The organism is Amycolatopsis sp. (assembly GCF_035546795.1).
Classification (GTDB): domain Bacteria; phylum Actinomycetota; class Actinomycetes; order Mycobacteriales; family Pseudonocardiaceae; genus Amycolatopsis_E.
This window is the reverse complement of sequence record NZ_DASZWC010000003.1, coordinates 265,519-289,108: the sequence shown is the minus strand read 5'-3', so window position 1 is coordinate 289,108 and position 23,590 is coordinate 265,519. Positions and strand designations below refer to the sequence as shown.

The 23,590-nt window shown below is 69.3% G+C and carries 21 protein-coding genes and 1 pseudogene; 18 read left to right on the top strand and 4 right to left on the bottom strand.

The genetic code is table 11. The features are described 5' to 3' along the window. Positions 1 to 379: 379 nt before the first annotated feature. Genes VHD82_RS04860 through VHD82_RS04850 form a run of 3 tightly spaced genes read left to right on the top strand, consistent with a single transcriptional unit; the run spans position 380 to position 1,687 of the window. Positions 380 to 538 carry a CopG family transcriptional regulator gene (locus tag VHD82_RS04860; protein ID WP_325697390.1) on the top strand — a complete coding sequence of 53 codons (159 nt, stop codon included), beginning with the start codon at positions 380 to 382 and terminating at the stop codon, positions 536 to 538. Then, positions 535 to 864, top strand: a complete 330-nt coding sequence (locus VHD82_RS04855; RefSeq protein WP_325697388.1) for a VOC family protein — start codon at positions 535 to 537, stop codon at positions 862 to 864. The genes VHD82_RS04860 and VHD82_RS04855 overlap by 4 nt, the downstream gene beginning before the upstream one ends. Next, positions 857 to 1,687: a class I SAM-dependent methyltransferase gene (locus VHD82_RS04850; protein ID WP_325697387.1), complete on the top strand. Its 831-nt coding sequence runs from the start codon at positions 857 to 859 to the stop codon at positions 1,685 to 1,687. The genes VHD82_RS04855 and VHD82_RS04850 overlap by 8 nt, the downstream gene beginning before the upstream one ends. Before the next feature lie 90 nt (positions 1,688 to 1,777). On the opposite strand, the pseudogene VHD82_RS36740 reads toward VHD82_RS04850, so the two are convergent. Then, positions 1,778 to 2,260, bottom strand: a pseudogene (locus VHD82_RS36740) (class I SAM-dependent methyltransferase); the annotation flags it as partial. 148 nt (positions 2,261 to 2,408) lie between these two features. Between VHD82_RS36740 and VHD82_RS04845 the strand changes: the two are divergent. Beyond that, positions 2,409 to 2,801 carry a hypothetical protein gene (locus VHD82_RS04845; RefSeq protein WP_325697386.1) on the top strand — a complete coding sequence of 131 codons (393 nt, stop codon included), beginning with the start codon at positions 2,409 to 2,411 and terminating at the stop codon, positions 2,799 to 2,801. A 56-nt stretch (positions 2,802 to 2,857) separates the two neighbouring features. Here the strand turns inward: VHD82_RS04845 and VHD82_RS04840 are convergent, their stop codons facing one another. Continuing rightward, a complete protein-coding gene (locus VHD82_RS04840; protein ID WP_325697385.1) occupies positions 2,858 to 3,850 on the bottom strand; it encodes a 4,5-dihydroxyphthalate decarboxylase in 993 nt (330 codons plus the stop codon). 49 nt (positions 3,851 to 3,899) lie between these two features. Here VHD82_RS04840 and VHD82_RS04835 point away from each other — a divergent pair, with 49 nt between their 5' ends. The 7 genes from VHD82_RS04835 to VHD82_RS04805 all read left to right on the top strand — a co-directional run bounded on the left by VHD82_RS04835 (position 3,900) and on the right by VHD82_RS04805 (position 10,777). Further along, positions 3,900 to 4,376, top strand: a complete 477-nt coding sequence (locus tag VHD82_RS04835; protein ID WP_325697384.1) for a MarR family winged helix-turn-helix transcriptional regulator — start codon at positions 3,900 to 3,902, stop codon at positions 4,374 to 4,376. Positions 4,377 to 4,380: 4 nt separating this feature from the next. Beyond that, positions 4,381 to 4,800: a hypothetical protein gene (locus VHD82_RS04830; protein ID WP_325697383.1), complete on the top strand. Its 420-nt coding sequence runs from the start codon at positions 4,381 to 4,383 to the stop codon at positions 4,798 to 4,800. A 6-nt stretch (positions 4,801 to 4,806) separates the two neighbouring features. Continuing rightward, positions 4,807 to 5,997: a helix-turn-helix domain-containing protein gene (locus tag VHD82_RS04825; protein WP_325697382.1), complete on the top strand. Its 1,191-nt coding sequence runs from the start codon at positions 4,807 to 4,809 to the stop codon at positions 5,995 to 5,997. 145 nt (positions 5,998 to 6,142) lie between these two features. Continuing rightward, entirely contained in the window at positions 6,143 to 7,582 is a 1,440-nt protein-coding gene (gene lpdA, locus VHD82_RS04820; protein WP_325697380.1) for a dihydrolipoyl dehydrogenase, read from the top strand. Continuing rightward, entirely contained in the window at positions 7,579 to 8,616 is a 1,038-nt protein-coding gene (gene pdhA / locus VHD82_RS04815) for a pyruvate dehydrogenase (acetyl-transferring) E1 component subunit alpha (protein ID WP_325697378.1), read from the top strand. Before lpdA ends, pdhA begins: the two co-directional genes overlap by 4 nt. A gap of 15 nt (positions 8,617 to 8,631) precedes the next feature. After that, positions 8,632 to 9,621 (top strand): alpha-ketoacid dehydrogenase subunit beta, encoded by a 990-nt coding sequence (locus VHD82_RS04810; protein WP_325697376.1) that lies wholly within the window; start codon positions 8,632 to 8,634, stop codon positions 9,619 to 9,621. 16 nt (positions 9,622 to 9,637) lie between these two features. Then, positions 9,638 to 10,777 carry a dihydrolipoamide acetyltransferase family protein gene (locus VHD82_RS04805; protein WP_325697374.1) on the top strand — a complete coding sequence of 380 codons (1,140 nt, stop codon included), beginning with the start codon at positions 9,638 to 9,640 and terminating at the stop codon, positions 10,775 to 10,777. A 13-nt stretch (positions 10,778 to 10,790) separates the two neighbouring features. Here VHD82_RS04805 and VHD82_RS04800 read toward each other — a convergent pair whose 3' ends face one another. Next, on the bottom strand, positions 10,791 to 11,378 hold the full coding sequence (locus VHD82_RS04800; RefSeq protein WP_325697372.1) for a cysteine hydrolase: 588 nt from the start codon (positions 11,376 to 11,378) through the stop codon (positions 10,791 to 10,793). Positions 11,379 to 11,432: 54 nt separating this feature from the next. On the opposite strand from VHD82_RS04800, the gene VHD82_RS04795 reads away from it, so the two are divergent. After that, a complete protein-coding gene (locus tag VHD82_RS04795; protein ID WP_325697370.1) occupies positions 11,433 to 12,338 on the top strand; it encodes an NAD(+)/NADH kinase in 906 nt (301 codons plus the stop codon). 59 nt (positions 12,339 to 12,397) lie between these two features. Next, positions 12,398 to 12,991, top strand: coding sequence for an HdeD family acid-resistance protein (locus VHD82_RS04790; protein WP_325697368.1), 594 nt, complete (start codon positions 12,398 to 12,400; stop codon positions 12,989 to 12,991). Here VHD82_RS04790 and VHD82_RS04785 read toward each other — a convergent pair. Next, complete coding sequence (locus VHD82_RS04785; RefSeq protein WP_325697366.1) at positions 12,978 to 14,243, bottom strand: alpha-amylase family glycosyl hydrolase; 1,266 nt, start codon at positions 14,241 to 14,243, stop codon at positions 12,978 to 12,980. The genes VHD82_RS04790 and VHD82_RS04785 overlap by 14 nt on opposite strands. A 44-nt stretch (positions 14,244 to 14,287) precedes the next feature. Here VHD82_RS04785 and malQ point away from each other — a divergent pair, with 44 nt between their 5' ends. From malQ to VHD82_RS04760, 5 genes are all read left to right on the top strand, one after another. Continuing rightward, entirely contained in the window at positions 14,288 to 16,246 is a 1,959-nt protein-coding gene (malQ, locus tag VHD82_RS04780; protein WP_414637442.1) for a 4-alpha-glucanotransferase, read from the top strand. 10 nt (positions 16,247 to 16,256) lie between these two features. Next, positions 16,257 to 18,380: a glycogen debranching protein GlgX gene (gene glgX, locus VHD82_RS04775; RefSeq protein ID WP_325697362.1), complete on the top strand. Its 2,124-nt coding sequence runs from the start codon at positions 16,257 to 16,259 to the stop codon at positions 18,378 to 18,380. After that, the gene (gene treY / locus VHD82_RS04770) at positions 18,377 to 20,578 is read left to right on the top strand and encodes a malto-oligosyltrehalose synthase (RefSeq protein ID WP_325697360.1); all 2,202 of its coding nucleotides are present in this window, start codon (positions 18,377 to 18,379) and stop codon (positions 20,576 to 20,578) included. Before glgX ends, treY begins: the two co-directional genes overlap by 4 nt. Then, positions 20,575 to 22,305 carry a malto-oligosyltrehalose trehalohydrolase gene (treZ, locus tag VHD82_RS04765; RefSeq protein ID WP_325697358.1) on the top strand — a complete coding sequence of 577 codons (1,731 nt, stop codon included), beginning with the start codon at positions 20,575 to 20,577 and terminating at the stop codon, positions 22,303 to 22,305. The genes treY and treZ overlap by 4 nt, the downstream gene beginning before the upstream one ends. A 187-nt stretch (positions 22,306 to 22,492) precedes the next feature. Further along, on the top strand, positions 22,493 to 23,551 hold the full coding sequence (locus VHD82_RS04760; RefSeq protein ID WP_325697356.1) for a Fic family protein: 1,059 nt from the start codon (positions 22,493 to 22,495) through the stop codon (positions 23,549 to 23,551). Positions 23,552 to 23,590 lie beyond the last annotated feature (39 nt).

Genomic DNA, 23,590 nt, shown 5'->3' with positions numbered 1-23,590 from the left:
TAGGCGGCAACGGCAGGAAATCGTCGATGATGCGGTCCAGATCTTGGGGGATCACCGCGATGTCGGGCGTACACCTCCGTCGGCGCGGCGTCCGGGGTGAGCGCCTCGATCTGCCGCAGCGCCCCGACGTCCGCGCCGGTGACCGGTCACCGGGGGTCACCGCGGCGGCCGGCCGGACACCTGCGGACGCCACACGACTCTGCCCGGCGCGAGCCACTGCTGACAGCCGCCAAGCCGCGGGATGCCAGCCCGCCGCGTCGAGAGCGATGCCCACCCGGAGATCCGTTTCCGTGTCCACCACGGGATTTTCCAACCTCACACCAGTGTCGGGTGCACCTGTCGCTTGCGCGCTAGTGAGCTAGATTGCTAGCATCCTTGCGTGGGCGATGACGACGTCAAGCAGTTCAACGTGTACCTGCCGATCGGGTTGATCAAGCAGGTCAAGCACCACGCCATCGAGACGGGCTCGTCCCTCTCGGCGCTGGTCGCCGAAGCGCTGCGCGCCTACCTCGATCAGCAGGAAGGGGACCCGAAATGAGCGTCGAAGCGGTATTCCTGGAGACCCACAACTGGGGCACGGCCGCGAGGTTCTTCCAAGATCTGGGTTTCGAGCTGGAGTTCGAGACCGATCACAACTCCGGGCAGCTCTCGAGCGGCGATGGAGCGTACGTGTTCATCGCCGAGATTCCCGAGGACCGTGCGCCACAGAGCCGGGTCGTGCTGCAGGTTCCGGCGACTTTCGAGCCCGATTCCTCGCTCGAGGTCGTCACACCGTTCGAGGAAACCCATTACGGCACCAGGGAAATGACAGTCCGCGATCCCGACGGACGGCTGTGGACCCTGCAGGCGGCCAAGCATGACTGAGGCGCCCGACAACACGGCGATCCGCACCGCACTCTGGCGCGCGATGCACCTCGACGTCGACGCGGCGCCGCACGTGTTCGAGGACGAGGTCGGGTTGCGCATCGCCGCGCCCGAAGACGGTTGGCGGCAGCGCCCGGACATGGATCCGGAAGCCACCAAGGGGTTTCGCGCGGCGATCGTGGCGCGGGCGCGGTTCGTCGAGGACCTGGTCACGGAACAGAACGGCGTCGGTCAGTACGTCATCCTCGGTGCGGGACTGGACACTTTCGCCCAGCGCAGGCCGGAAATCGCCGCGCGGTTGCGGGTGTTCGAGATCGACCAGCCCGGCACGCAGGCCTGGAAACACCGGCGCTTGCTCGAACTCGGCCTTCCGGTGCCGACGCTGGTGCCGGTCGATTTCGAAACCGGCGAGTCCTGGTGGGAAAGGCTGATCGCGGCCGGGTTCGACGCCGGCCGGCCCGCGTTCGTGGCGTCCACCGGGGTCAGCATGTATCTGTCGAAGGAGACCACCGCCGCCACGCTGAGGCAGCTCGCCGGCCTGGCCCCGGGCTCCACCGTCGCCATGACTTTCCTGCTGCCGCCGGAACTTCTCGACCACGCCGACCGCCCAGGGTTGCGGACGAGCCAGACCGGCGCGCGGGCGTCCGGCACGCCGTTCGTCAGTTTCTACCCGCCGGCGGAAATGCTGGCGCTGGCCGACGAGGCCGGGTTCGCCCAGGCCCGGCACGTAGCCGGAACAGCCTTGGGCGAACGGTATTTCGGCGACCGGGCCGACGGGCTCCGTCCCTCCAGCGGCGAGGACTTCCTGCTCGCCACCACCTGAGTCAGGCCGTTTCCGCGCGACGCCGAGGATGTGCGCCGTCTTCGGGATCAGCGGCTGCGGCCGGAACACGAACCGCTCGCTGCGCACGTCGAACCCGGCCTCGCGCAAGGCCCGCTCGGTGTCCCGGTTGGGATGGCAGCCGCCGCCCAGCTGGGCCCACAACGGCGTGATCAGGTCTTGGACCAAGCCGCCGACGCAGGCCGAGCGCACGTGCTCGTAGAACCGCACCTCCCCGCCAGGGCGCAGCACCCGCCACGCCTCCGCCAATGCCGCGGGCACGTCCGGCACCGAGCACAACACGAGCGAGTACACGACGGCGTCGAACTCACCGGCCCCTCCCGGGAGCCGGCCGGCGTCACCGTCCACCACCCGGACGGCCGCGGTGGCCGCGCGCTCGGCGTGCTCGCGCAGGATCGCGTCGGGCTCGACGGCGACCACTTCCCCGACCGCCGGCGGATAGTACGCGAAGTTGCGCCCGTTGCCGGCGCCCACCTCCAGGACGCGGCCGGTGAGCCCGCGCAGCAACCGGTCACGGTGCTCGGCGACGCCGCGTTCGTCGGCGACCTCGCTCATCCGCACATACGCCCTGGCGAACCGTGGATTGGCCGAAGTACCGGGTATGTTTCCTCCCGCGCGTCTCGCCACCAGGATGCCCGATTGGTCACGAACGGCACAGTAGGCTGGCGGCCGGGCGCCCCATTGGACGGAAGGCAGGGCAGACGTGACCATCTGGTCCGACGTGATCAACTACGTGCGCGTGCGGTACGAGGTGCTGGAGGAGCGCGAGCACTGGGTGCGCTTCCGGCTCGGCACCGAGGGCGAGCGAAGCCAGCAGGTCACGGTGCACCACCTGCCCGAGCGGGACGGCGCGGAGTGGGCGGAGATCTCCTCGCCGGTCGGCTGGGCCGACAAGATCGACCTGCGGCGGCTGCTCGACCTCGCCGGTTCCGACAGCGTCGGGGGCGCGGCCGTGGTGGAGGGGGTCGCGCTGCTCAAGCACACCGTGCCGCTGACGTCGGTGGACATCCGGACCGAGTTCGAGCACCCGATGCTTTCGGTGGCCGCGAAGGCGGACGCGTTCGAACGGGAACTGGCGAACGCCGACGAGTTCTGACCTGGTGCCGACGACGTCCGGATCCGGCTTGCCAGAACGTTTTCCGGCGTGCCCGCTCAGGTGTTCAGCAGTTCCGGCAGGAAGACGTCCTCCGGGGCGAGCCGGCGTTTCGACAGGCCCTGCTCGAAATGCCAGCGCAGGAAGGCGTCGATGGACGGCCGGTTGGCCGCGATCCCGTAGGGCCACAGGCCGTCCGGGAACAGTTCGAGATCGCGCTCGAACAGTTCGCCGAACCACGGCACGTTCGTCTCCATGTGGTTGAAGGCCCGCCGCTGCCGGTACTGGTCCATCGCGGCATCGCGCGCCGCGCCGAAAGCCCGGTACACCGCCTCGACCAGCGCCGGCTCCCGCGCGGCGAGTTCGCGGCGGACCACCACGGTGTGCATCATCGGGAAGATGCCGGTGCGGCGGTAGTGCTTGCGCTCGATCGGGCCATAGTCCGGAAACAGCCGCGCCACCCGCGGCGAACCGTCCAGCACGCAGCGCGGCACGTCGGCGGAGATCATCGCGTCGATCTCGCCCGCTTCGAGCATCGGGCCGAGCGCCTTGCCTTCCGGCGCGCGCGTGACGGCGACGCCGTCGGGATGGATCTGCGGGACGAACTCGAATGGCGCCATCGGCCAGTCGAATCCGCCGATGACCCAGCTGCTCTCCTCGGGCCGTACACCGTATTCGTCGGACAGGATTCCTTTCGCGACAACACCGGCGTCGTGCCCGTACATCGCGAACTCGCCGACCACCTTGCCGGCGAGGTCGGCGGGTCCGGTGATCCCGCTGCCGGTGTTGACGAAGATCGACGAGTGCCGGAACTGGCGGTTGGGGAACACCGGAATGGCGATGAACGGCGGGTCGTCGAGGTCGAGTGTGCGCAGGTAGAAAGACATCCCCAGCTCGGCGACGTCGAACGCCCGCGCTCGCATCATCTGCTCGAAGATGTCCGAAACCAGGGCGGCGCCGGAGAACTCCGCGTCCGCCCCCGCGATCCGGACGGTGCCGTCGAACAGCGGGCGCGCGACGTCGTAGGGGTGACAACCGATTTTCAGTTTCATGCCGACTATCGTAAACGCGTTTATGGTTTGTTCGCTAGACTCCGGTTCCATGGATGCCGATGCCCGCGAGCTGAGCAGGCTGTTCGCCACCGCGTCGCTGGGCGCGCCGGAGAAGGCCGTCGGTTTCGTGCTGTGGCGGGTGCTCCACCGGTACGTGCGTGAGATCGACCACGCGCTCGCCCCGCTCGACCTCACCCACCTGCAGTTCACCACCCTGACGATGGCGGCCTGGCTGGGCCGGGCCGGGGAGCCGGTGACCCAGGCCGCGCTGGCGCGCTTCGGCGACATCCACCCCATGCAGGTCTCGCACATGCTCAAGGCGCTCGAAGGCAAGGGCATGGTCACGAGGCCGCGCAGCACGACCGACGTCCGGACCAAGCACGTGCGCGTGACCGCGACGGGTGTCGCCGTGCTGCGCGACGCGCTGCCGGTGGCGATCGAGGTCCAACAGCGACTGTTCGGCACCGGGGACGAACTGCTGACGAGGCTGCTGGCCGTCGAGGAGTCGGCCGAAACCTGGAGGTAAGCGCATGCTCGGTCACCTGGGGCTCAGCTTGGCCGACCTGACGACCGCCAAGGCGTGCTACGACGAACTGATGCCACTGGTCGGCTTCGAGCGGTTCCTGGCCGCCGAGGACCAGTTCGCGTATCGGCCCGCCGACGGCAAGCCCGGCACCTACCTGTTCTGCTACCAGGCGCGGGAAGCCGCCGCGCACTCTCGGCACCAGCCCGGGCTGCAGCACCTCGCGCTCATGGTGAACACACGGTCGGCCGTGCACGCGGTGCATGACAGGGCACGCGATCTCGGTCGGCGATCGTCCGTCCGCCGCGGGAGTTCCCCGAGTACCCGCCGCCGTACTTCGCCCGTTCTTGCCTCGACCCGCACGGCTTCATGCTGGAGGCCGTCTGCCACTACGACCACGAGTAGGCATTTCGCGAAGGTAGCCTGAATCGCTGTGCACGTACCCGCGTCGTCCTCGCCGGGCACCCGGCGGCTCGCCCAGGCCTGGCTCACCGATGTCGAGATCCTGACCGAACGCCTGCTCGCGGCCATTTTCACGGACAATCCCGAGTGGACGGACTACGCGAGCGTGCCGCGCGACGATCTGCACGAGGGCTGCCGCGCGTACCTGACCCGCGTGCTGGAGGTGCTGTCCGGCAAGGTGGCCGGACCGGAGCCCGAGGACGAGGTGGTCGCGGCGATCGCGCGGCACCGGGCGGTGCAGGGGGTGCCACTGGAGGTGATGCTGCGCACGTTCCGGCTCGGCGGCCGGATCGTGTGGGAGGCGTTGCTCGAACAGGCGCACGGCAAAGGCGTGCCGCCGGACGCGGTACTCGATGCGGGCACAGCCACCTGGACGGTGATCGACGGGCTGTCCTCCGCGCTGTCCACCTCCTACCGCAACAGCGAGCTGGAGCGGGTGCGCCGGGACGAACAACGGCGGCTGGCGCTGGTGGAGGACCTGCTCGGCAGCCGGGCGGGCGACGTGCGCTTCGCCGACCGGGCGGCACGTGAGCTGAACCTGCCGGCGGCCGGGCCGTACCTGGTGGTCGTCGCGCGGGTGACGGCCGAGGGGGTTTCGGCGCTCGCCGGGCCGCAGACGGCGCTCGACGCCTTCGGCATCCGCTCGCTGTGGCACACCCGGATCGACAACGTCGTGGGCCTCGTCGCGCTGGAACACCGCGAACCCGCCGAGGCACTGGACCGGCTGCGCACGTTGGTGCGCGGCGCGGCCGCCGCCTCCCCCGCGATGTCCGGGCTCGCCGAGGCCGGCAAGGGGCACGCGTTCGCGCTGATCGCGCTCGCGACGGTGCCCGAGGACACGAAACAGCTGGTCTCCCTGGACGAGCGCTATCCCGAGGCGCTGCTCGCCCGCTCCCCCGAGCTCTCCCGCCGCCTCGTCGACCGGACACTCGGCGCCATCCTCGCCTTGCCCGAGCGCGAACGGGACACGCTGCTGCAGACGCTCGCCGTGTGGCTGGACGAAAACCGCTCGGCCGCACACGCCGCGGCCCGGCTGCACTGTCACCGCAACACCGTGCTGAACCGGTTGCAGCGCATCACCTCGCTGCTCGGCCGCTCACTCGACGGGCATCGCGACCACGTCGAGCTCTCCCTCTCCCTCGCGGCCCTCGAACTGCCCTGATTGGGCGCTCCGCCCAATCGAGACCGCTCAACGTTGGGCCGCCGAGCATGGTCCGAACCGGCGCCGGGTACCAGACTCGTGCTGTCGGTGTGCGGGAAAACCCTGTGCGCCCAACAGGTTCTCCTGAGGTGAGGAGCACGGCGTCGTGCGCGAATTCGATCTTCTGGTGCTCGGCGGTGGTCCCGGCGGCTATGTGGCGGCCATCCGCGCTGCCCAACGCGGGCTCTCCGTGGGGCTGGTGGAGAAGGAGCGCCCCGGCGGGGTGTGCCTGAACTGGGGGTGCATACCCACGAAGGCAATGCTGCGCTCGGCCGAGGTGTTCCAGACCGTCCGGGCGGCCGCCGAATACGGGGTGCTGGCCGACAACGTCGGCTTCGACTACCCGGCGATCCGCCAGCGCAAGGACGGCATCGTCAAAACGCTGACCGACGGGGTCGCCGGACTGCTCAAGGCCAACGGCGTGACCGTCATCGAGGGCCACGCCAGGTTCACCGGACCGGCCACAGTGGACATTCACGAGGCCGGGCCGTCACCCATCGCGCCGGACGGCCCGCGCTATGCGGCGGAACCCGCGGCACGCGTGGATTCGGCGAGAGCGAAGAGTTTCGTCATCGCCACCGGATCCACCCCGGCGCGGCTGCCGGTCCCCGGCGGTGACCTTCCCGGCGTGCTCACCTCCGACGGCGCCTTCGGGCTGACGAAGGTCCCGAGGCGGATCGTGATCATCGGCGGCAGTGCGGTCGGCGCCGAATGGGCGAGCCTGTTCAACGCCTTCGGCAGCGAGGTGACCGTCGTCGAGATGCAGGACCGGCTGGTGCCCGCCGAGGACGCCGAAATCGGCGCCGCACTGGGCCGTTCCTTCACTCAGCGCGGGATCACGGTGCTCACCGGTGCCACGGTCACCGGCATCAGCGAGGGCCTCCGCGTGCAGGTGGGCGGCCGCGAACTGGACGCCGACGTCGTTCTGGTCGGCGTGGGCCGCAGGCCCAACACGGCAGCGCTCGGCCTTGACGCCGCCGGCGTGGCCACCGACGAGCGCGGTTTCGTCGTCGTGGACGACCGGCTGCGCACCAACGTCGCAGGAGTGCACGCGATCGGCGACGTGACCGGCAAGGCGCTGCTCGCGCATGTCGCTTCACACCAGGGAATCACCGCGGCCGACGTGATCGCCGGGCACGACGCGCGGATCGACTACACGGTGGTTCCGGCGGCCACGTTCACGCATCCCGAAATCGCGAGCGTCGGGCTGTCCGAAGCCGCGGCCCGCACCGCCGGGCACGACGTCGTCACGGCGAAGTTCCCCTTTTCCGCACTCGGCCGCGCGCGGACTTTCGGTGACACCGAAGGCTTCGTGAAGATCGTCGCGGGTGAACGCCACGGCGAAGTGCTGGGCGTGCACATCTTCGGCCCGTCCGCCAGCGACCTGATCACCGAAGGCGCGCTGGCGATCACGCTGGAGGCCACGCTCGACGAGCTGGCGGACACCATCCACGCCCATCCGACCCTGGGCGAGTCCGGCATGGAGGCCGCGCTGACCGCGCTGGGCCTGCCCGTGCACGTCCCGCCGAAAGGATCCGCAAAGTGACCGCAACAGCCGAACGGACTGCGAAGGCGGTCGAAGATGTCGAGACCCTGCGCGGCTACTACCGCCAGATGGTGCTGATCCGCCGGTTCGAGGAGCGTGCCGCACAGGGCTACACCCAGGCGAAGATCGGCGGCTACTGCCATCTGAACCTCGGCGAGGAGGCCACCGCCGTCGGTCTGCTCGCCGCGATGCGCCCGGCCGACTACCTGTTCACCAACTACCGCGAGCACGGTTACGCGATCGCGAAGGGCATCGAGCCGGGCCGTGTGATGGCCGAGCTGTACGGCCGCACCACCGGCACCTCCAAGGGCTGGGGCGGTTCGATGCACATGTTCGACACGAAGTCCCGGCTGCTCGGCGGCTACGGGATCGTCGGCGGGCAGCTGCCGCTGGCGGTCGGCGCCGCGCTCGCCATCGACTACCGCGGCGGGGACGAGGTCGTGGTCTGCCAGCTGGGCGACGGCACCACGAACATCGGCGCCTTCCACGAGTCGCTCAACCTCGCGGCGCTGTGGCGGTTGCCGGTGCTGTTCGTGGTGATCAACAACAACCTCGGGATGGGCACGACGGTCGAGCGCTCCTCGGCGGAACCCGAGCTGTACAAACGCGCGTCGGCCTACCGAATGGTCGGTGAACGGGTGGACGGCACAGACGTGCTCGCGGTGCGCGAGGTGGCGTCGAGGCTCATCGAAGGTGCCCGCCGGGAGGGCAAACCCGCGCTGCTGGAGACGACGAGCCCCCGGCTCAAGGGGCATTCCGTCGTCGACCCCGCGAAGTACCGCACCGCCGACGAGGTGGCGGCCGCGCAGGCCGCGGATCCGTTGGCGCGCTTCAAGAACACCCTGCTCGAAGGCGGGGTGCTGGACGAGGACGGCGCGGCCGAGCTGGAACGGTCCGCGAAGGAAGAGGCCGACGCCGCGGTGGCCTTCGCCGACGCCAGCCCGCATCCGGACCCGTCGACCCTGTTCGACTACACCTACGCCACGCCGGTCCCCGGCGAATCCCGCCGCCTGCCGGCCGACCCGGTGTTCTGACCACAAAGGACAATCGTGCCCGTCATCACCTATCGCGAAGCACTGCGCAGCACCCTGCGCGAGGAAATGCAGCGGGACGACGAAATCTTCCTGATCGGGGAGGAAATCGGCGTCTTCGAGGGGTCTTACAAGATCACCGCGGGGCTGCTGGCCGAGTTCGGGGAGAAGCGCGTGCGCGACACCCCGATCGCCGAGGAGGGGTTCGTCGGCGCCGCGGTCGGCGCGGCGATGCTCGGCCTGCGCCCGGTCGTGGAGCTCATGACCATCAACTTCTCACTGCTGGCGCTGGACCAGATCGTCAACCACGCGGCGAAGATCTACGGCATGTTCGGCGGGCAGACCAGCGTGCCGATGGTGATCCGGACCCCGGGCGGCGGCGGGCAGCAGCTGGGTGCCACGCATTCGCAGAACATCGAGCTGTACTACGCGTTCGTGCCCGGGCTCAAGGTGGTCGCGCCGAGCACGCCGGCCGATGCGCGGGCGCTGCTGCTGGCCGCGATCCGGGACGACGATCCCGTGCTGTTCCTGGAAAACCTCGCGCTCTACAACACCAAGGGCGAAGTGCCCGAGGACCTGGCGCCCGCCGAGATCGGCAAGGCCGCGGTCACCCGCGAGGGCAGCGACATCACGATCATCGGGTACTCCCGGATGGCGGCGGTGGCCACGCAGGTCGCCGAGCGGCTGGCCGGCGAAGGCGTCTCCGCCGAGGTGATCGATTTGCGCAGCCTGCGGCCGCTGGACCGGGAAACGCTGATCACGTCCGTGCGCAAGACCGGCTGCGCAGTGGTCGCCGAGGACGACTGGCTCACCTACGGGATCGGCGCCGAGATCGCGGCGTCCATTTCGGACGGTGCGTTCGACCACCTCGACGCGCCGGTGCGCCGGGTCGCCGCCGCCGAAGTGCCGCTGCCGTATGCCAAACCGCTGGAACAGGCAGCACTCCCCTCCGCCGATTCGCTCCACGCCGCGGTGGCCGAAACACTGGCCGCCGTCGGCAAGCGCTGAGAACCCAGGACACCGAATGCCCGAGATCACCATGCCCCGGCTCTCCGACACCATGGAGGAGGGCGTCATCGTCGCCTGGCGCAAACAGGCCGGCGACAAGGTTTCCCCAGGCGAAGTGCTCGCCGAAATCGAGACCGACAAGGCCATCATGGAACTGGAGGCCTACGACGAGGGCGTGCTGGAGCGCGTCCTGGCGAAGGAGGGCGAGAAGGTCGCCATCGGCACGCCGATCGCCGTCGTGGGGGACGGCAGTGGCAAGGCTTCGGAACCCACTCCTGCTCCCATCGCGGCCGCTGCTCCCGCTGCCGCGCCGGACCGGCCCAAGGCTTCGCCGCTGGCGCGCAAGATCGCGCGGGAGCAGGGCGTGGATCTCGCCCAGGTGACCGGCAGCGGTCCAGGCGGGCGGATCATCCGGCGCGACGTCGAATCGGCTCCCGCTCCCGCGCCCGTCCAGGTCGCCGCGGGTGACTACGAGGAAGTCCCGCTCACGTCCATCCAGCGCGTGGCGGCGAAGCGGCTGACCGAGAGCAAACGGGACGCGCCGCACTTCTACCTGACGGCCGCCGTGGACGTGACCGAGCTGCTGGCGTTCCGCGGCACGGTGAACGACGCCGTGCAGTCCGCGGGTGGGGCGAAGGTGAGCGTGAACGACCTGCTGCTGCGGGCCGTCGCGATCACCCTGCGCGCCAACCCGGCCGTGAACGTCTCCTTCGCCGGGGACAAACTGTTGCGGCACAACGGAGTCCACGTCGGTGTCGCGGTGGCGGTGCCGGCCGGCCTGGTCGTCCCCGTCATCCGCGACACCGACCGCAAGGCCGTGTCGGAGATCGCCGTGGAGTCCCGGGAGAAGGCCGAACGCGCCCGCGACGGCAAGCTGCGCGCCGACGAGATGTCCGGCGGCACCTTCACCGTGTCGAACCTCGGCATGTTCGGGATCGAGCAGTTCGCCGCCGTGATCAACCCGCCGGAGGCGGCGATCCTCGCCGTCGGCGCGGCCACACCGGAGCTGCGGCTCATCGACGGCGAGGTGATCGAACGCAAAATCCTCCGGCTCACCCTGTCGGCCGACCACCGCGCCATCGACGGCGCCACCGGGGCGGTTTTCCTGCAGCAGCTGACCGGGCTGCTGGAGAACCCGCTGCGCATCGTCGCCTGAACGCTCGACGCAGTCACCGTTCCCGTCCGCCGATCAACGCCAGCGCCTCCTCCGCCGTGACGCACCCGGCCGTCGCCAGCTCGAGGTTTGCCAGTGACGCCTGGTGGATCTCGGGCGTCGCGGCGGTCACGCAGTCGCTCACGGGGTGCACGCGCAGGCCGAGGTCGGTGCCGTGCCGGGCGGTCTGCTCGACGGTCAGGTTCGTGGCCACGCCGGTGACGAACACGGTGTCGACCCCGTGCTTCGTCAAGGTCTCGAACAGGTCGTTCCCGGCCAGGCCGGAGAGCTTCTGGTTGTCGAACACCCGCTCACCGGGCATCTCGCCGATGAGCTGTGCCCCGGGCGCGTCCGGGCGGAACGACTCCTGCGCCTGCGCGACGGCGGTCATGAACGCGGTGTTCCGGACCAGTTGCCCCTCGCCATCGGGGACGGTGAACCGCGTGTAGAACACCGGCGCGCCGGCTCGCTCGGCGTCCGTGTGGAAGGCCGCCGCGCGGGCGACGACGCCGCTTTCCCGCACCGGCCCGGCGAGCATCCCGCCGAAGAAGCCCGCCGGCTTGATCACGTTGACCTGCCAGTGCAACGCCAGCACCGCGAACATGCGCCCCGCCTTTCCGTCACGCGAATCCTTCCGGCCAACCGTAGGCTCGTGATCGTGACCGAAACCCTCGGGCTGGTGGTCCATCCGACCAAACCGGTCGACTCCTCAGTCCGCAAGATCGCCGCCTACGCGGGCGCGCACGACGTCCGGATCGTGGTCCGGGCGGCCGACGCGCCGCGGGTGCCAGGCTTCGACGCGCTGCCCGACGCCGAGTTCGCCGGCGCCGTGGACTGGATCATCAGCCTCGGCGGCGACGGCACCATGCTGGGCGCGTTGCGGCTGGTCATGGCACGCCCGGTGCCGGTGCTCGGGGTGAACCACGGCAACCTCGGCTTCCTCGTCGAAGTCTTCCCCGCCCAGCTCGAGGAAGCGCTGGAAGCACTGGTGCACAACGACTTCACGATCGAGCCGCACAGCTGCCTCGTCACCGGATCACCAAGCGTCGCCGGGTTCAACGACCTCGTGCTCACCCGTCTCGGCCGCGGCGCGGTGTCGGTCGACCTCACCGTCAACGGCCTGCAGTACGGCTACTACAAATGCGACGCGCTGGTGGTGGCGACGCCGACCGGCTCCACCGCCTACAACTACGCGGCGGGCGGGCCGGTGGTCTCGCCGTCGGCGGCGGCGATGGTGGTGACGCCCGTGGCGCCGATGGCCGGGGTGAGCCGCTCCGTCGTCTTCGGCCCGAATGACGAGGTGCGCCTGCACGTGGCCGGGGACAGCGCGGCCGTGGGCGTGGAAGTGGACGGGGTCGAGTCGGAGACATTGGCGCACGACGGCGTGTTGACCGCCCGCCTGCGCCAGGACGCCGCGAAGGTGGTGCGGCTGTCGGCGGGCAAGCACGCCAGCCGCAGCCGCGTGAAACTGAGCCTGCTCGACCTGCCGGTGCGCCCGGATCAGCTGCTCGAACTCATCCCCGGCCACCTCCGCCCCCGGATCGCCGGGGGTCCAGGCGAGTGAACCGCATGGCGGGCTGCCCGCACTGCTCCTAACCTTCTCGCGAGGGAAAGGGGCAGGTCATGACTGCTAACGAGTCCTACCCGGCGTTCACGATGCCGGTCGCCGAGGAACTCCGGCGGGTGACCGGACGGTGGTGGCTCGTCGCCATCCTCGGGGTGGTCACGGCCGTGCTCGGACTGCTCCTGCTGGTGGACCTGGCCACCGCGGCCGGGGTGCTGGCGGTGCTGGTCGCGATCGCGCTGCTCGCAGACGGGTTCAACGAACTGCTGACCGCGGACCGCCAGAACCCGCGCTGGGCCGCGTACGTGATCGGCACGGTGTGGATCGTCTTCGGCATCATCGCGCTGGCCTGGCCGGGCATCACCCTGCTCGCGCTGGCCACGCTGGTCGGTATCGGCCTGATCGTCGGCGGGTTCATGCAGATCGCGGCCGCGGTGACCTGGCGCCGTGGGCTGCCGATGTGGGGGCTGTACCTGACGGTGGGCATCCTGACCGTGATCGTCGGCGTGCTGGCGCTGGTGTGGCCCGGGCTCACGATCCTGACGCTGGCCATCTGGCTCGGCGTCACGCTGCTGTTCCGCGGAATCGGCACGATCTGGTTCGGCCTGATGCTGCGCCGGGCGCACACCGCCGGCACCGTCACTCCCGGCTGAGCACCGCCCAGCTGTGCCCCGCCACCACCGCCGGATCGCCACCGTCGCCGGGCACCGGGGAGCCGATCACGGTGAGCCCGCCGGTGGCGATCGGGAACCGGTACGGCTCGTCGCCCACGTTGAGCAGGGTCAGCACCTCGCCCTCTGGCGAATGCGAACGCACCGCGACCGCCCGGTTCGTCAGGTGCAGGATCTCGCTGCGCGCGCGGACCAGCCATGCGTGCCGCCGCCGCATCCCGATCAGGCGCTGGTGCAGCCGGTACATCGGCCAGCCGAACGGCGCCAGCTCGGCCGGGGTGGCGGGGAAGACAGGCCGGATGGCGTCGTCCCCGCCCGCCCGCTCCTCCTTCACGCCGCGGAACGCCTGCTCGTCGCCGTAGTAGATGCTCGGCACGCCGCCGACGGTGAGCAGCAGCGCGAGCGCGTGCCCGGTGTGCCGCTCGTCGTTGAGCTGGGACGCCAGCCGCGTGACGTCGTGGTTGCCGATGAACGTCTGCGGGGGAAACGTTTCCAGCATCGCGTCGTGCCGCTTCAGCGCCCACGAAAGTTCGAAGAAGTTGGCGTCGTTGAGCGAACTCCACACCGCTTTCCACAGCTCGTACTGGGTGACGGTGTCCAAACCGCTTCGCTCGACGTACGCCACGTAGTCGCCGTGGAGCACTTCGCCCACAAACCACGCGTCAGGGTGTTTTTCCCTTACCGGCGGCAATACGCGGCGCCAGAATTCCGGCGGGATCGCGTACGCCGCGTCGAGCCGCCAGCCCGAGATGCCGCGGTCGAGCCAGTGGTTGAGCACTCCGGTGACGTAGCCGGCTACTTCGGGCAGCTCGTGGTCGAGCTTCACCAGATGCGCGTGCCCTTCGAAGACCTCGACCTCGGAGCCTTTGCGGCGGAACCACTTCCGGCCTTCGGCGAACGGTTTGAACCCGCGTCCCACGTGGTTGAACACGCCGTCCAGGACGATCCGCAGGCCACGCTCGCCCGCCGAAGCGACCAGCCGGTCGAAGTCCGCGTCGTCGCCGAGCCTGGGGTCGACGCGGAAGTGGTCGATCGTGTCGTATCCGTGCGTCTCCGAGTCGAACACCGGCCCGAGCAGCAGCCCGGAACAGCCGAGTTCCACGGCGTAGTCGAGCCAGTTCTCCAGCTGCCGCAAGCGGTGCCGGGGCGGCTCGCCCGTCGCGGCGGCCGGCGCTCCGGTGAACCCGAGCGGGTAGATCTGCCACCAGATAGCGTGTTCGGCCCACGGAGTCATCGGGGGTGCTCCTCATCTCATCGGCCTGGGTAGCGCCGCCCGGCATGGGCGGCGATGCTGAACGGGTGGATCCGGACCTCAGTGCCCTCGCGGACGCCTACGGTGTCGCCACCCGGTACGAAAACGCCGAGCAGCGCGAAGTCGTCGTCGACACCGATGTCGTGATCGCGATCCTCGCCCAGTTCGGCGTGGACGCGTCGGCCGCGGAGCCGGTGCGCCGCGAACTCGCCGCGATACGCGAAAACCGCGCGCGAACCAGGCTGCCACCGACACTAGTGCTGCGCGAGGGTACCGAGCACGACGCGGGTGGCCCCGCCGTGGTCCACCTGGAAGACGGCACCCGACGCGAGATCGCCCGCACGGTCCCCGGCGATCTGCCCCTGGGCTGGCACAAGATCGTCACCGAGCGGCAGGAAGTCGTGCTGGCGGTGGTGCCGGACAGGCTGCCCGAAGTGCCACCGGCGTGGGGCTGGATGCTGCAGCTTTACGCGCTGCGCGGCGCGGATTCGTGGGGTGCCGGGGACTACGGCGACCTGGCGACGGTGGCGCGGCGTTCGGCCGAAGAACTCGGCGCGGGTGTGCTGCTGGTGAACCCGGTGCAGGCGATCAGCCCGACGATCCCGGTGGAACGGTCGCCGTACTCGCCGTCGAGCCGCCGGTTCGCGAACCCGCTCTACCTGCGTGTCACGGACACGAAAGCGTTTGCCAAAGCGGATTCCGAGACACGCGAGCGGGTTCTGTCACTGCGCCCCGACTCGCAGAGGGAGCTGATCGACTACGACGCGGTGTGGTCGGCGAAACTGGCGGCCCTGGAGTTGCTGTGGCCGCGCGAGCTCGCCCCGGTGGACAAGGATTTGCGCGATTTCGCCACGTTTTGTGCGCTCACGGAAATTCACGGACCGGACTGGCGCGAGTGGCCGGAGGAGTTGCGCGATCCGCAAGGGCCCGCAGTGGCGAAAGCGCGCGAAGAACTCGCCGACCGGATCGACTTCCACGCGTGGCTGCAGCAACTCTGTCGCGAGCAGCTCGACAACGCCCGCCGCGAAGCGCGCGACGCTGGCATGTCGGTCGGGATCGTGCACGACCTTCCGGTCGGGGTGCATCCCGGCGGAGCCGACACGTGGGCGCTGGGCGACGCTTTCGCTTCGCGTGTCACAGTCGGCGCGCCGCCCGACGCGTTCAGCCAGCAGGGTCAGGACTGGAACCTGCCGCCCTGGCGCCCGGACAAGCTCGCCGAGCTCGGTTACGCGCCGTTCCGGGACGTCCTTCGCGGCGTACTCCGCTTCGCCGACGGCGTCCGCATCGACCACGTCGCGGGCCTGTGGCGGCTGTGGTGGATTCCGCCGGGTGAGCCGCCTTCGCGCGGCACGTACGTGCATTACGACGCCGACGCGATGATGGGCGTACTCGCACTCGAAGCGCATCGCGCAGGCGCGATCGTGGTCGGCGAGGATCTCGGCACGGTCGAGCCCGAAGTGACCAAAACGCTGCACGAACGCGGTGTGCTGTCCTCGGCCGTGCTCTGGTTCCAGCGCGACTACGACACTCCGGGTCACCCGTTCGTGCCACCCCGGGAGTGGGACGCCGAGGCGATGGCCAGCATCACCACGCACGATCTGCCCACCGTCGCGGGCTGGCTGAGCGACGAGCACGTGCGGATCCGGGACGAGCTGGGGTTGCTCTCCGGCCCGGCGGAGCAGGAATACGAAGCGGCAGCACAGGAGCGGGAGGCATTGATCGATTTCCTCACCCGGCAAGGAATTCCGCACGACGACATGGTGGCCGCGCTGCACGCGCTGCTGGCCTCGGCCGCGTCACGGCTGCTGCTCACCGCGCCCGCCGACGTCGTCGGCCAGCGCCGGCAGCCGAACCTGCCGGGCACCGTCGAGCAGTATCCGAACTGGCGGATACCCTTGCCCGTCACCGTGGACGAGTTCTTCGCCGAACCTGGCGTCCGCCGCCTGGTCACCACCCTGCGGGCTGCTCGCCCGCTGAACCGCTGAGGAGACCCACGTGCCCACCTGGCCCGGAACCCCGTACCCGCTGGGGGCCAGCTATGACGGCGTCGGAACCAATTTCGCGCTCTTCTCCGAGGTCGCGGAGTACGTCGAACTGTGCCTGATCGACGGCGAAGGCAAGGAGGAGCGCTACCGGCTGCCCGAGGTCGACGGTTTCGTGCACCACGGCTACCTGCTCGGCGTCGGCCCCGGCCAGCGCTATGGCTACCGCGTGCACGGGGAGTACCAGCCGGGCAAAGGACTGCGCTGCAATCCGAACAAGCTGCTGATCGACCCGTACGCCAAGGCGATCGCCGGGAACGTGGACTGGGACGAGTCGCTGTTCGGCTATCCTTTCGGCGCCCCGGACGAGCGCAACGACGCCGACTCCGCCGGGCACGTGCCGCACGGCCTGGTGGTCAGCCCGTTCTTCGACTGGGCGGACGACCGGCCGCCCCGCACCCCGTACAACGAGTCGGTGATCTACGAGGCGCACGTCCGCGGCCTCACGATGAACCATCCCGCGGTGCCGCCGCGGCTGCGCGGCACCTACGCCGGGCTGGCGCACCCCGCCGTCGTCGAGCACCTCAAGCAGCTCGGCGTGACGGCGATCGAGCTGATGCCGGTGCACCAGTTCATCACCGACCACGGCCTCGTCGAGAAGGGCCTGCGCAACTACTGGGGCTACAACACCGTCGGTTTCTTCGCCCCGCACGAGGGTTACGCCGCGCTGCCCGAGCAGGCCGGCCAGGTGCAGGAGTTCAAGGGCATGGTCCGCGCCCTGCACGAGGCGGACATCGAGGTGATCCTCGACGTGGTGTACAACCACACCGCCGAGGGCAACCACCTCGGCCCGACGCTGTCCATGCGCGGGATCGACAACCAGGCCTACTACCGGCTGGTGGAGGACAAACCGCAGTACTACATGGACTACACAGGCACCGGGAACTCGCTCAACGTGCGCAACCCGCACACCCTGCAGCTGATCATGGACTCGTTGCGGTACTGGGTCACCGAGATGCACGTCGACGGGTTCCGCTTCGATCTCGCCGCGACGCTGGCCCGCGAGTTCTACGACGTGGACAGGCTGTCCACGTTCTTCGACCTGGTGCAGCAGGATCCGACGGTGAGCAAGGTGAAGCTGATCGCCGAGCCGTGGGACGTCGGGCCCGGCGGTTACCAGGTGGGCAACTTCCCTCCATTGTGGACGGAGTGGAACGGCAAGTTCCGGGACACCGTGCGCGACTTCTGGCGCGGTGAATCCGCCACGCTCGGCGAGTTCGCCTCACGGATCACCGGCTCTTCGGACCTCTACCAGGACGACGGCCGCCGCCCGTTCGCGTCGATCAACTTCGTCACCGCGCACGACGGGTTCACCCTCAACGACCTGGTGTCCTACAACGACAAGCACAACGAGGCCAACGGTGAGGACGGCCGGGACGGCGCGGACGACAACCGCTCGTGGAACTGCGGCGTCGAAGGCCCGACCGACGACGCCGAGGTGCTCGCGTTGCGGGCGCGACAGCGCCGGAACCTGCTCGCCACCATGCTGTTGTCCCAGGGCGTGCCGATGCTGCTGCACGGCGACGAGCTGGGCCGCACCCAGCAGGGCAACAACAACGCCTACTGCCAGGACAACGAGATCTCGTGGGTGGACTGGTCGCTGGCCGACGAGAACTCCGAGCTGGCGAACTTCGTCGGCAGGCTCGCCGAGTTCCGCCGCAGGCACCCGGTGTTCCGGCGGCGCCGGTTCTTCCAGGGCAAGCCGATCCGCAAGAGCGACGAGGTCAGCGACATCGCCTGGTTCACCCCCTCCGGCGAGGAGATGAAGGAGCAGAACTGGGACGACGGGTTCGGCAAGTCGATCGTGGTGTTCCTCAACGGCGAAGGCATCCCGGACCTGGACCCGCGCGGGATGCGGGTGGTCGACGACTCGTTCCTGATGGCCTTCAACGCGCACTACGAGGACATCGAGGCCAGCCTGCCCGGCCCGGACTACGGTCCGAAGTGGACGATCATGATCGACACCGCCACCGGGGAGATCTCCGAGGAGCCCGGCGACGAGACCATCGACGCCGGCGGGAAGTTCACGCTGCCCGCGCGGTCGCTGGTGGTGTTGCAGCGGGTGGACCCGAAGTGACCCCGCCGGGCTCGACGTACCGGGTCCAGCTGCGCCCGGAGTTCACCTTCGACGACGCCGCGGAGCAGGTGGACTACCTGCGGCGGCTGGGTATCGGGGCGCTCTACACGTCGCCGGTGCTGGACGCCACGCCGGGCTCCACGCACGGCTACGACGTGGTGGACCCGACGATCGCGCGACCGGAGCTCGGCGGCGAGCCCGCGCGGCGGCTGCTGGCCTCGGCGCTGGCCGATGCCGGGCTGGGTTTCGTGGTGGACATCGTGCCGAACCACATGTCGGTGGAGATCCCGAAGGCGAACCCCTGGTGGTGGGATGTCCTGCGGTTCGGCCAGGACTCCTTGTACGCCAAGTACTTCGACATCGACTGGAGCCGCGGCCGGATCCTGGTTCCGGTGCTCGGCGACGACGGAGAGCTGAAGGTCGAGGGTGACGAACTCGTCTACTACGACCACCGCTTCCCCATCGCCCCCGGCACCGGCGAAGGCAGCCCCGACGAGGTGCACGCGCGGCAGCACTACGAGCTGGTGCATTGGCGGCGCGGCAACGCCGAGCTGAACTACCGCCGGTTCTTCGACATCACGACGCTCGCCGCCGTGCGGGTGGAGCTGCCCGAGGTTTTCCGGGCCACACACGGAGAAGTGCTGCGCTGGGTGGCCGAAGGCAGCGTCACCGGGCTGCGCGTGGACCATCCCGACGGGCTTGCCGACCCCGGCGGTTACATGCGCGCGCTGCGTGCCGCGGCGCCGGATGCGTGGCTGGTCGTGGAGAAAATCCTGCACCCGGGTGAGGATCTGCCGCAGAGCTGGCCGGTCGACGGCACCACGGGGTACGACGCGCTGCGCGAGATCAGCGGGATTTTCGTCGATCCCGCCGCCGAGGCCGTGTTCACCGAGCTGGCGGGAAATCCCGACTACCACGCCGTCGAGCGCGAGGCGCGACGGCTGGTCACCGACAGCATCCTGGTCGCGGAGATGCACCGGATCGCCGCGCTGGCCGAGGATTCCGACCCAGCGGAAGTCGCCGGGCTGATGATCGATTTTCCGGTCTACCGCTCGTATCTGCCCGAGGGCGAGACGCATTGGGCGACGGCGGTGGCCCGCTCCGGCGCGGACGCGCTCGATCGTCGGGTGCGCGCGGATCCGCACGGCGAACTGGCCACGCGGATCCAGCAGACCTCGGGCATGGTCGTCGCGAAAGGCACCGAGGACACCACTTTCTACCGCTACACCCGCTTCGCGGCGTTGAACGAGGTCGGCGGTTCCCCGCAGCGCTTCGGCAGCAGCGTGGCGGAATTCCACGAGCTGGCAGCGAAACGCGAAGCCGGGTACCCGGCGGCGATGACGACGCTGACCACGCACGACACGAAGCGCTCGGAGGATGTGCGGGCGCGGATGGCTGTGCTGTCGGAGGTGCCCGGCGAGTTCGCCGAGGCCGTGTCGCGCTGGAGCGCCCGCAATGGGATCAGCGAGCCGTCGCTGAACCTGCTGGCGTGGCAGACCCTCGTCGGCGCGTGGCCGATCAGCGCGGACCGGCTGCGCCAGTACCTGGACAAGGCGGCCAAGGAAGCGAAGATCCACACCACCTGGACCGACCACGACGAGGCGTTCGAGGCCGAGGTCGCCGCCTGGCCGGACAAAGTGGTCGATGATCCCGACGTGGCCGCGTTCGTGGAGCGCGTCAAGGGGCCGGGCTGGTCGAACTCGTTGTCGCAGAAGCTGATCCAGCTCACCGCGCCCGGCGTGCCGGACGTGTATCAGGGCACCGAGCTGTGGGATCTGTCCCTGGTGGACCCGGACAACCGGCGCCCGGTGGACTACGGCGTGCGGCGTGCGCTCCTGGACCGGATCGCCGAGGGCGAGCTGCCCGACGTCGACGACAGTGGCGCGGCGAAGCTGCTCGTCGTGCACAAGGCGCTGGCGTTGCGCCGGGAGCGGCCGGACCTGTTCGGCGGTTACCGTGCCCTGCACGCTGAGGGCCCTGCGGCTGAGCACGCGGTTTCCTTCGCACGCAACGGTTTGATCACCGTTGCCACCCGGCTGCCGGTCGGTCTCGCGGCGGCGGGCGGCTGGCGCGAGACAGTGCTGCCACTGCCGGCCGGCGAGTGGAACGACGTGCTCACCGGTGACCGCACCGACGGCACACTGTCCACAATGCTCAGTCGCTACCCCGTCGCGTTGCTGGTCCGAGGAGATCGATGAGCTTCCGGGTATGGGCGCCGCACGCCGAACGCGTCCGGGTGCGGGTCGACGGCGCCGACCACGAGATGACCCGTGACGGTGAGTGGTGGCGCTCCGATGCCACCGGCTCCGATTACGCTTTCCTGGTGGGAGACAAGGAAGATCTCCTGCCGGACCCGCGGTCGCGATGGCAGCCGAACGGGGTGCACGAGCCTTCGCGGGTGTACGACCACTCCGCGTTCGAGTGGACCGACCAGGCGTGGAGGGGGCGCCCGCTGCCCGGCGGCGTGCTGTACGAGCTGCACATCGGCACGTTCACCGCGGGCGGCACGTTCGACGCGGCGATCGGGAAGCTCGACTACCTGGCCGGTCTCGGCGTCACGTTCGTCGAGGTGCTGCCGGTGAACTCGTTCGACGGCACCGCGGGCTGGGGCTACGACGGCGTGCTGTGGGGCGCCGTGCACGAACCGTACGGCGGGCCGGACGGCTTCAAGCGCTTTGTCGACGCGTGCCACCGGCGCGGGCTGGCCGTGGTGCTGGACGTCGTCTACAACCACCTCGGCCCGTCCGGCGCGTACCTCGACCGCTTCGGGCCGTACTTCGCGGGCAGCAACGACTGGGGTCCGGGCCTGAACCTGGACGGCGAGGGCTCCGACGAGGTGCGCCGTTACGTCATCGACAACGCGCTGAGCTGGCTGCGCGACTTCCACGTCGACGCGCTACGCCTCGATGCCGTGCACGCACTGGTCGACAGGCGGGCCACCCACCTGCTGGAGGAGCTGGCCGTCGAGGTGTCGGCGCTGTCGGCCGCGGTGCGGCGGCCGTTGACGCTGATCGCCGAGTCGGATTTGAACGATCCCCGCCTGGTCACCGCACGCGAGGCCGGCGGGTACGGACTGGACGCGCAGTGGTCCGACGACCTGCACCACGCGTTGCACGTGGCCCTGACCGGCGAAACGAGCGGCTACTACGCCGACTTCGCCGCTCCCGGCGCGCTCGCCCGGACGCTGCGCGACGTGTTCTTCCACGCCGGGACGTGGTCGTCTTTCCGGGGCCGCGCGCACGGGCGCCCGGTGCCGGAGAAGCTTCCGGCGCACCGTTTTCTGGCGTACCTGCAGAACCACGACCAGATCGGGAACAGGGCGACGGGCGACAGGCTGTCCGCGAGCGTCTCCCCCGGGCTGCTGGCGTGCGGGGCGGCGATCGTCTTCTGCTCCCCCTACACGCCGATGATCTTCATGGGCGAGGAATGGGCGGCAAGCACTCCCTGGCAGTTCTTTGCCTCCTTCCCCGATCCCGAACTGGCGGACGCCGTCCGCGTCGGCCGCCGCCGCGAGTTCGCCCGGCACGGTTGGGGTGAGGCCGACGTGCCCGACCCGATCGACCCGGCGACGGTCGAACGCTCGCGGCTGGACTGGGCGGAGGTGGAGCAGCCGGGGCACCGGGAGATGCTGGGCCTGTACCGCTCGCTGATCGCCTTGCGCCGAACGCACCCCGCGCTGGCCGACCCCGTGCGCGACCACTTCCACGTCGAAGCCGAAGGCTCCTGGCTCGTACTGCACCGGGGCCCGCTTCGGTTGGCGGTGAACCTCGGCTCCGATCGGGTGACGGTGTCGCTGGGTGAGGCGGTGGAGGTCCTGAGCTGGGGCTCTCCGGAGATTTCAGGCGACGCGGTGACATTGCCGCCGGCGTCGTTCGCGCTGGTCGAGCACCGCGCATGTCAGCGATCGGGCCGTTGTGTGACATGACCAGCCCCGACATTGCAGTTAACAGACATCACCCAGCACCACATGTCAGTCAAAGCTATTTTGACTGACAGCTGTGCGATGTCAGACATCTCGAACTAGACAACAAGGCGAGTGGTCCCACCAGGCGTTTGCGCCAGATCCGTTGCCCACCGAGTCTCCTGTACTGAGCGGGGCGACTTACCGTGCGGTGGCGGACGCGCGTGCCGCCCTGGCCACACTCGACAGCACGGCACGACGATTGCCCAATCCTCGCCTCTTCCGGAGGCCGGCACTCCGTGCCGAAGCTCAAAGCACTTCGGCACTGGAGGGCACCTACGCGCCTCTGGCGGAGGTCCTCACGGCCGACGAAGAGCGGCCGCAGAACACTGACCTGCGGGAAGTTCTCAATTATGTCGTAATGGCAGAAAGCGCGTTCAACTGGGTCGAAATGGGCCACCCGCTGACCGTGAACGTACTCGAAGAACTTCAAAGAACCCTCGTGCACGGAACACGAGCGCAAGGCCCGTCGTCGGGCCACGTGCGTGACCACCAGGTTGTTGTCGGAAAGCGCAAAAGTGCGCGACCAGGCGACCAGCCAGTACATGCGGCGCGCTTTGTACCGGCACCGCCCGGCCTGGCCCTCCAAGCGAACCTCCGCGATCTTCTCGACTGGATGGCGAACAAGGATGTGGGCCGGGAGGTCGACCCGGTCGTCTCCGCCGCGCTTGCCCATTACCAGTTCGAGACCCTGCACCCGTTTCATGACGGCAACGGCAGAATCGGCCGGATGCTTATCGTCATCAATTTGTTCGAGCGAGGCGTACTGCTCGAACCGACGCTCACCGTTTCACCGTGGTTCGAGGCTCGGCGCGACGAGTATTACGACTACCTCTTCGCGGTCAGCACGACGGCGGCCTGGGATCCGTACGTGCAGTTCTTTGCGCGAGGTCTGGAGGCTTCGGCGCGGCGGACCCACGATCGCATGATCACTCTGGTCGGAGTACAGGCCGAAATGAAAGAACGTGTTCGGGAATCGGCCCTCAGAGCCGACACGGCTCACGCCCTTGTCGACTTCGCTGTCTCGAACACCTCGTTTACCGTTCGAGCGGTAGAGAAAGAGCTGAAAGTATCCTACGGCCGCGCCAATACCCTCGTGAGCCAACTCGTAGGGCTAGGTGTGATCGCCCCGCTGCCAACCGAGCCCGGCAGTAGTGCACGCAGGTTCCATGCGCCGCAGATCTACAACGTGCTTCTCGACGAACACTGAGCAGTCCATCCCGTCAAACCCCCCTGACCTGCGCCATCC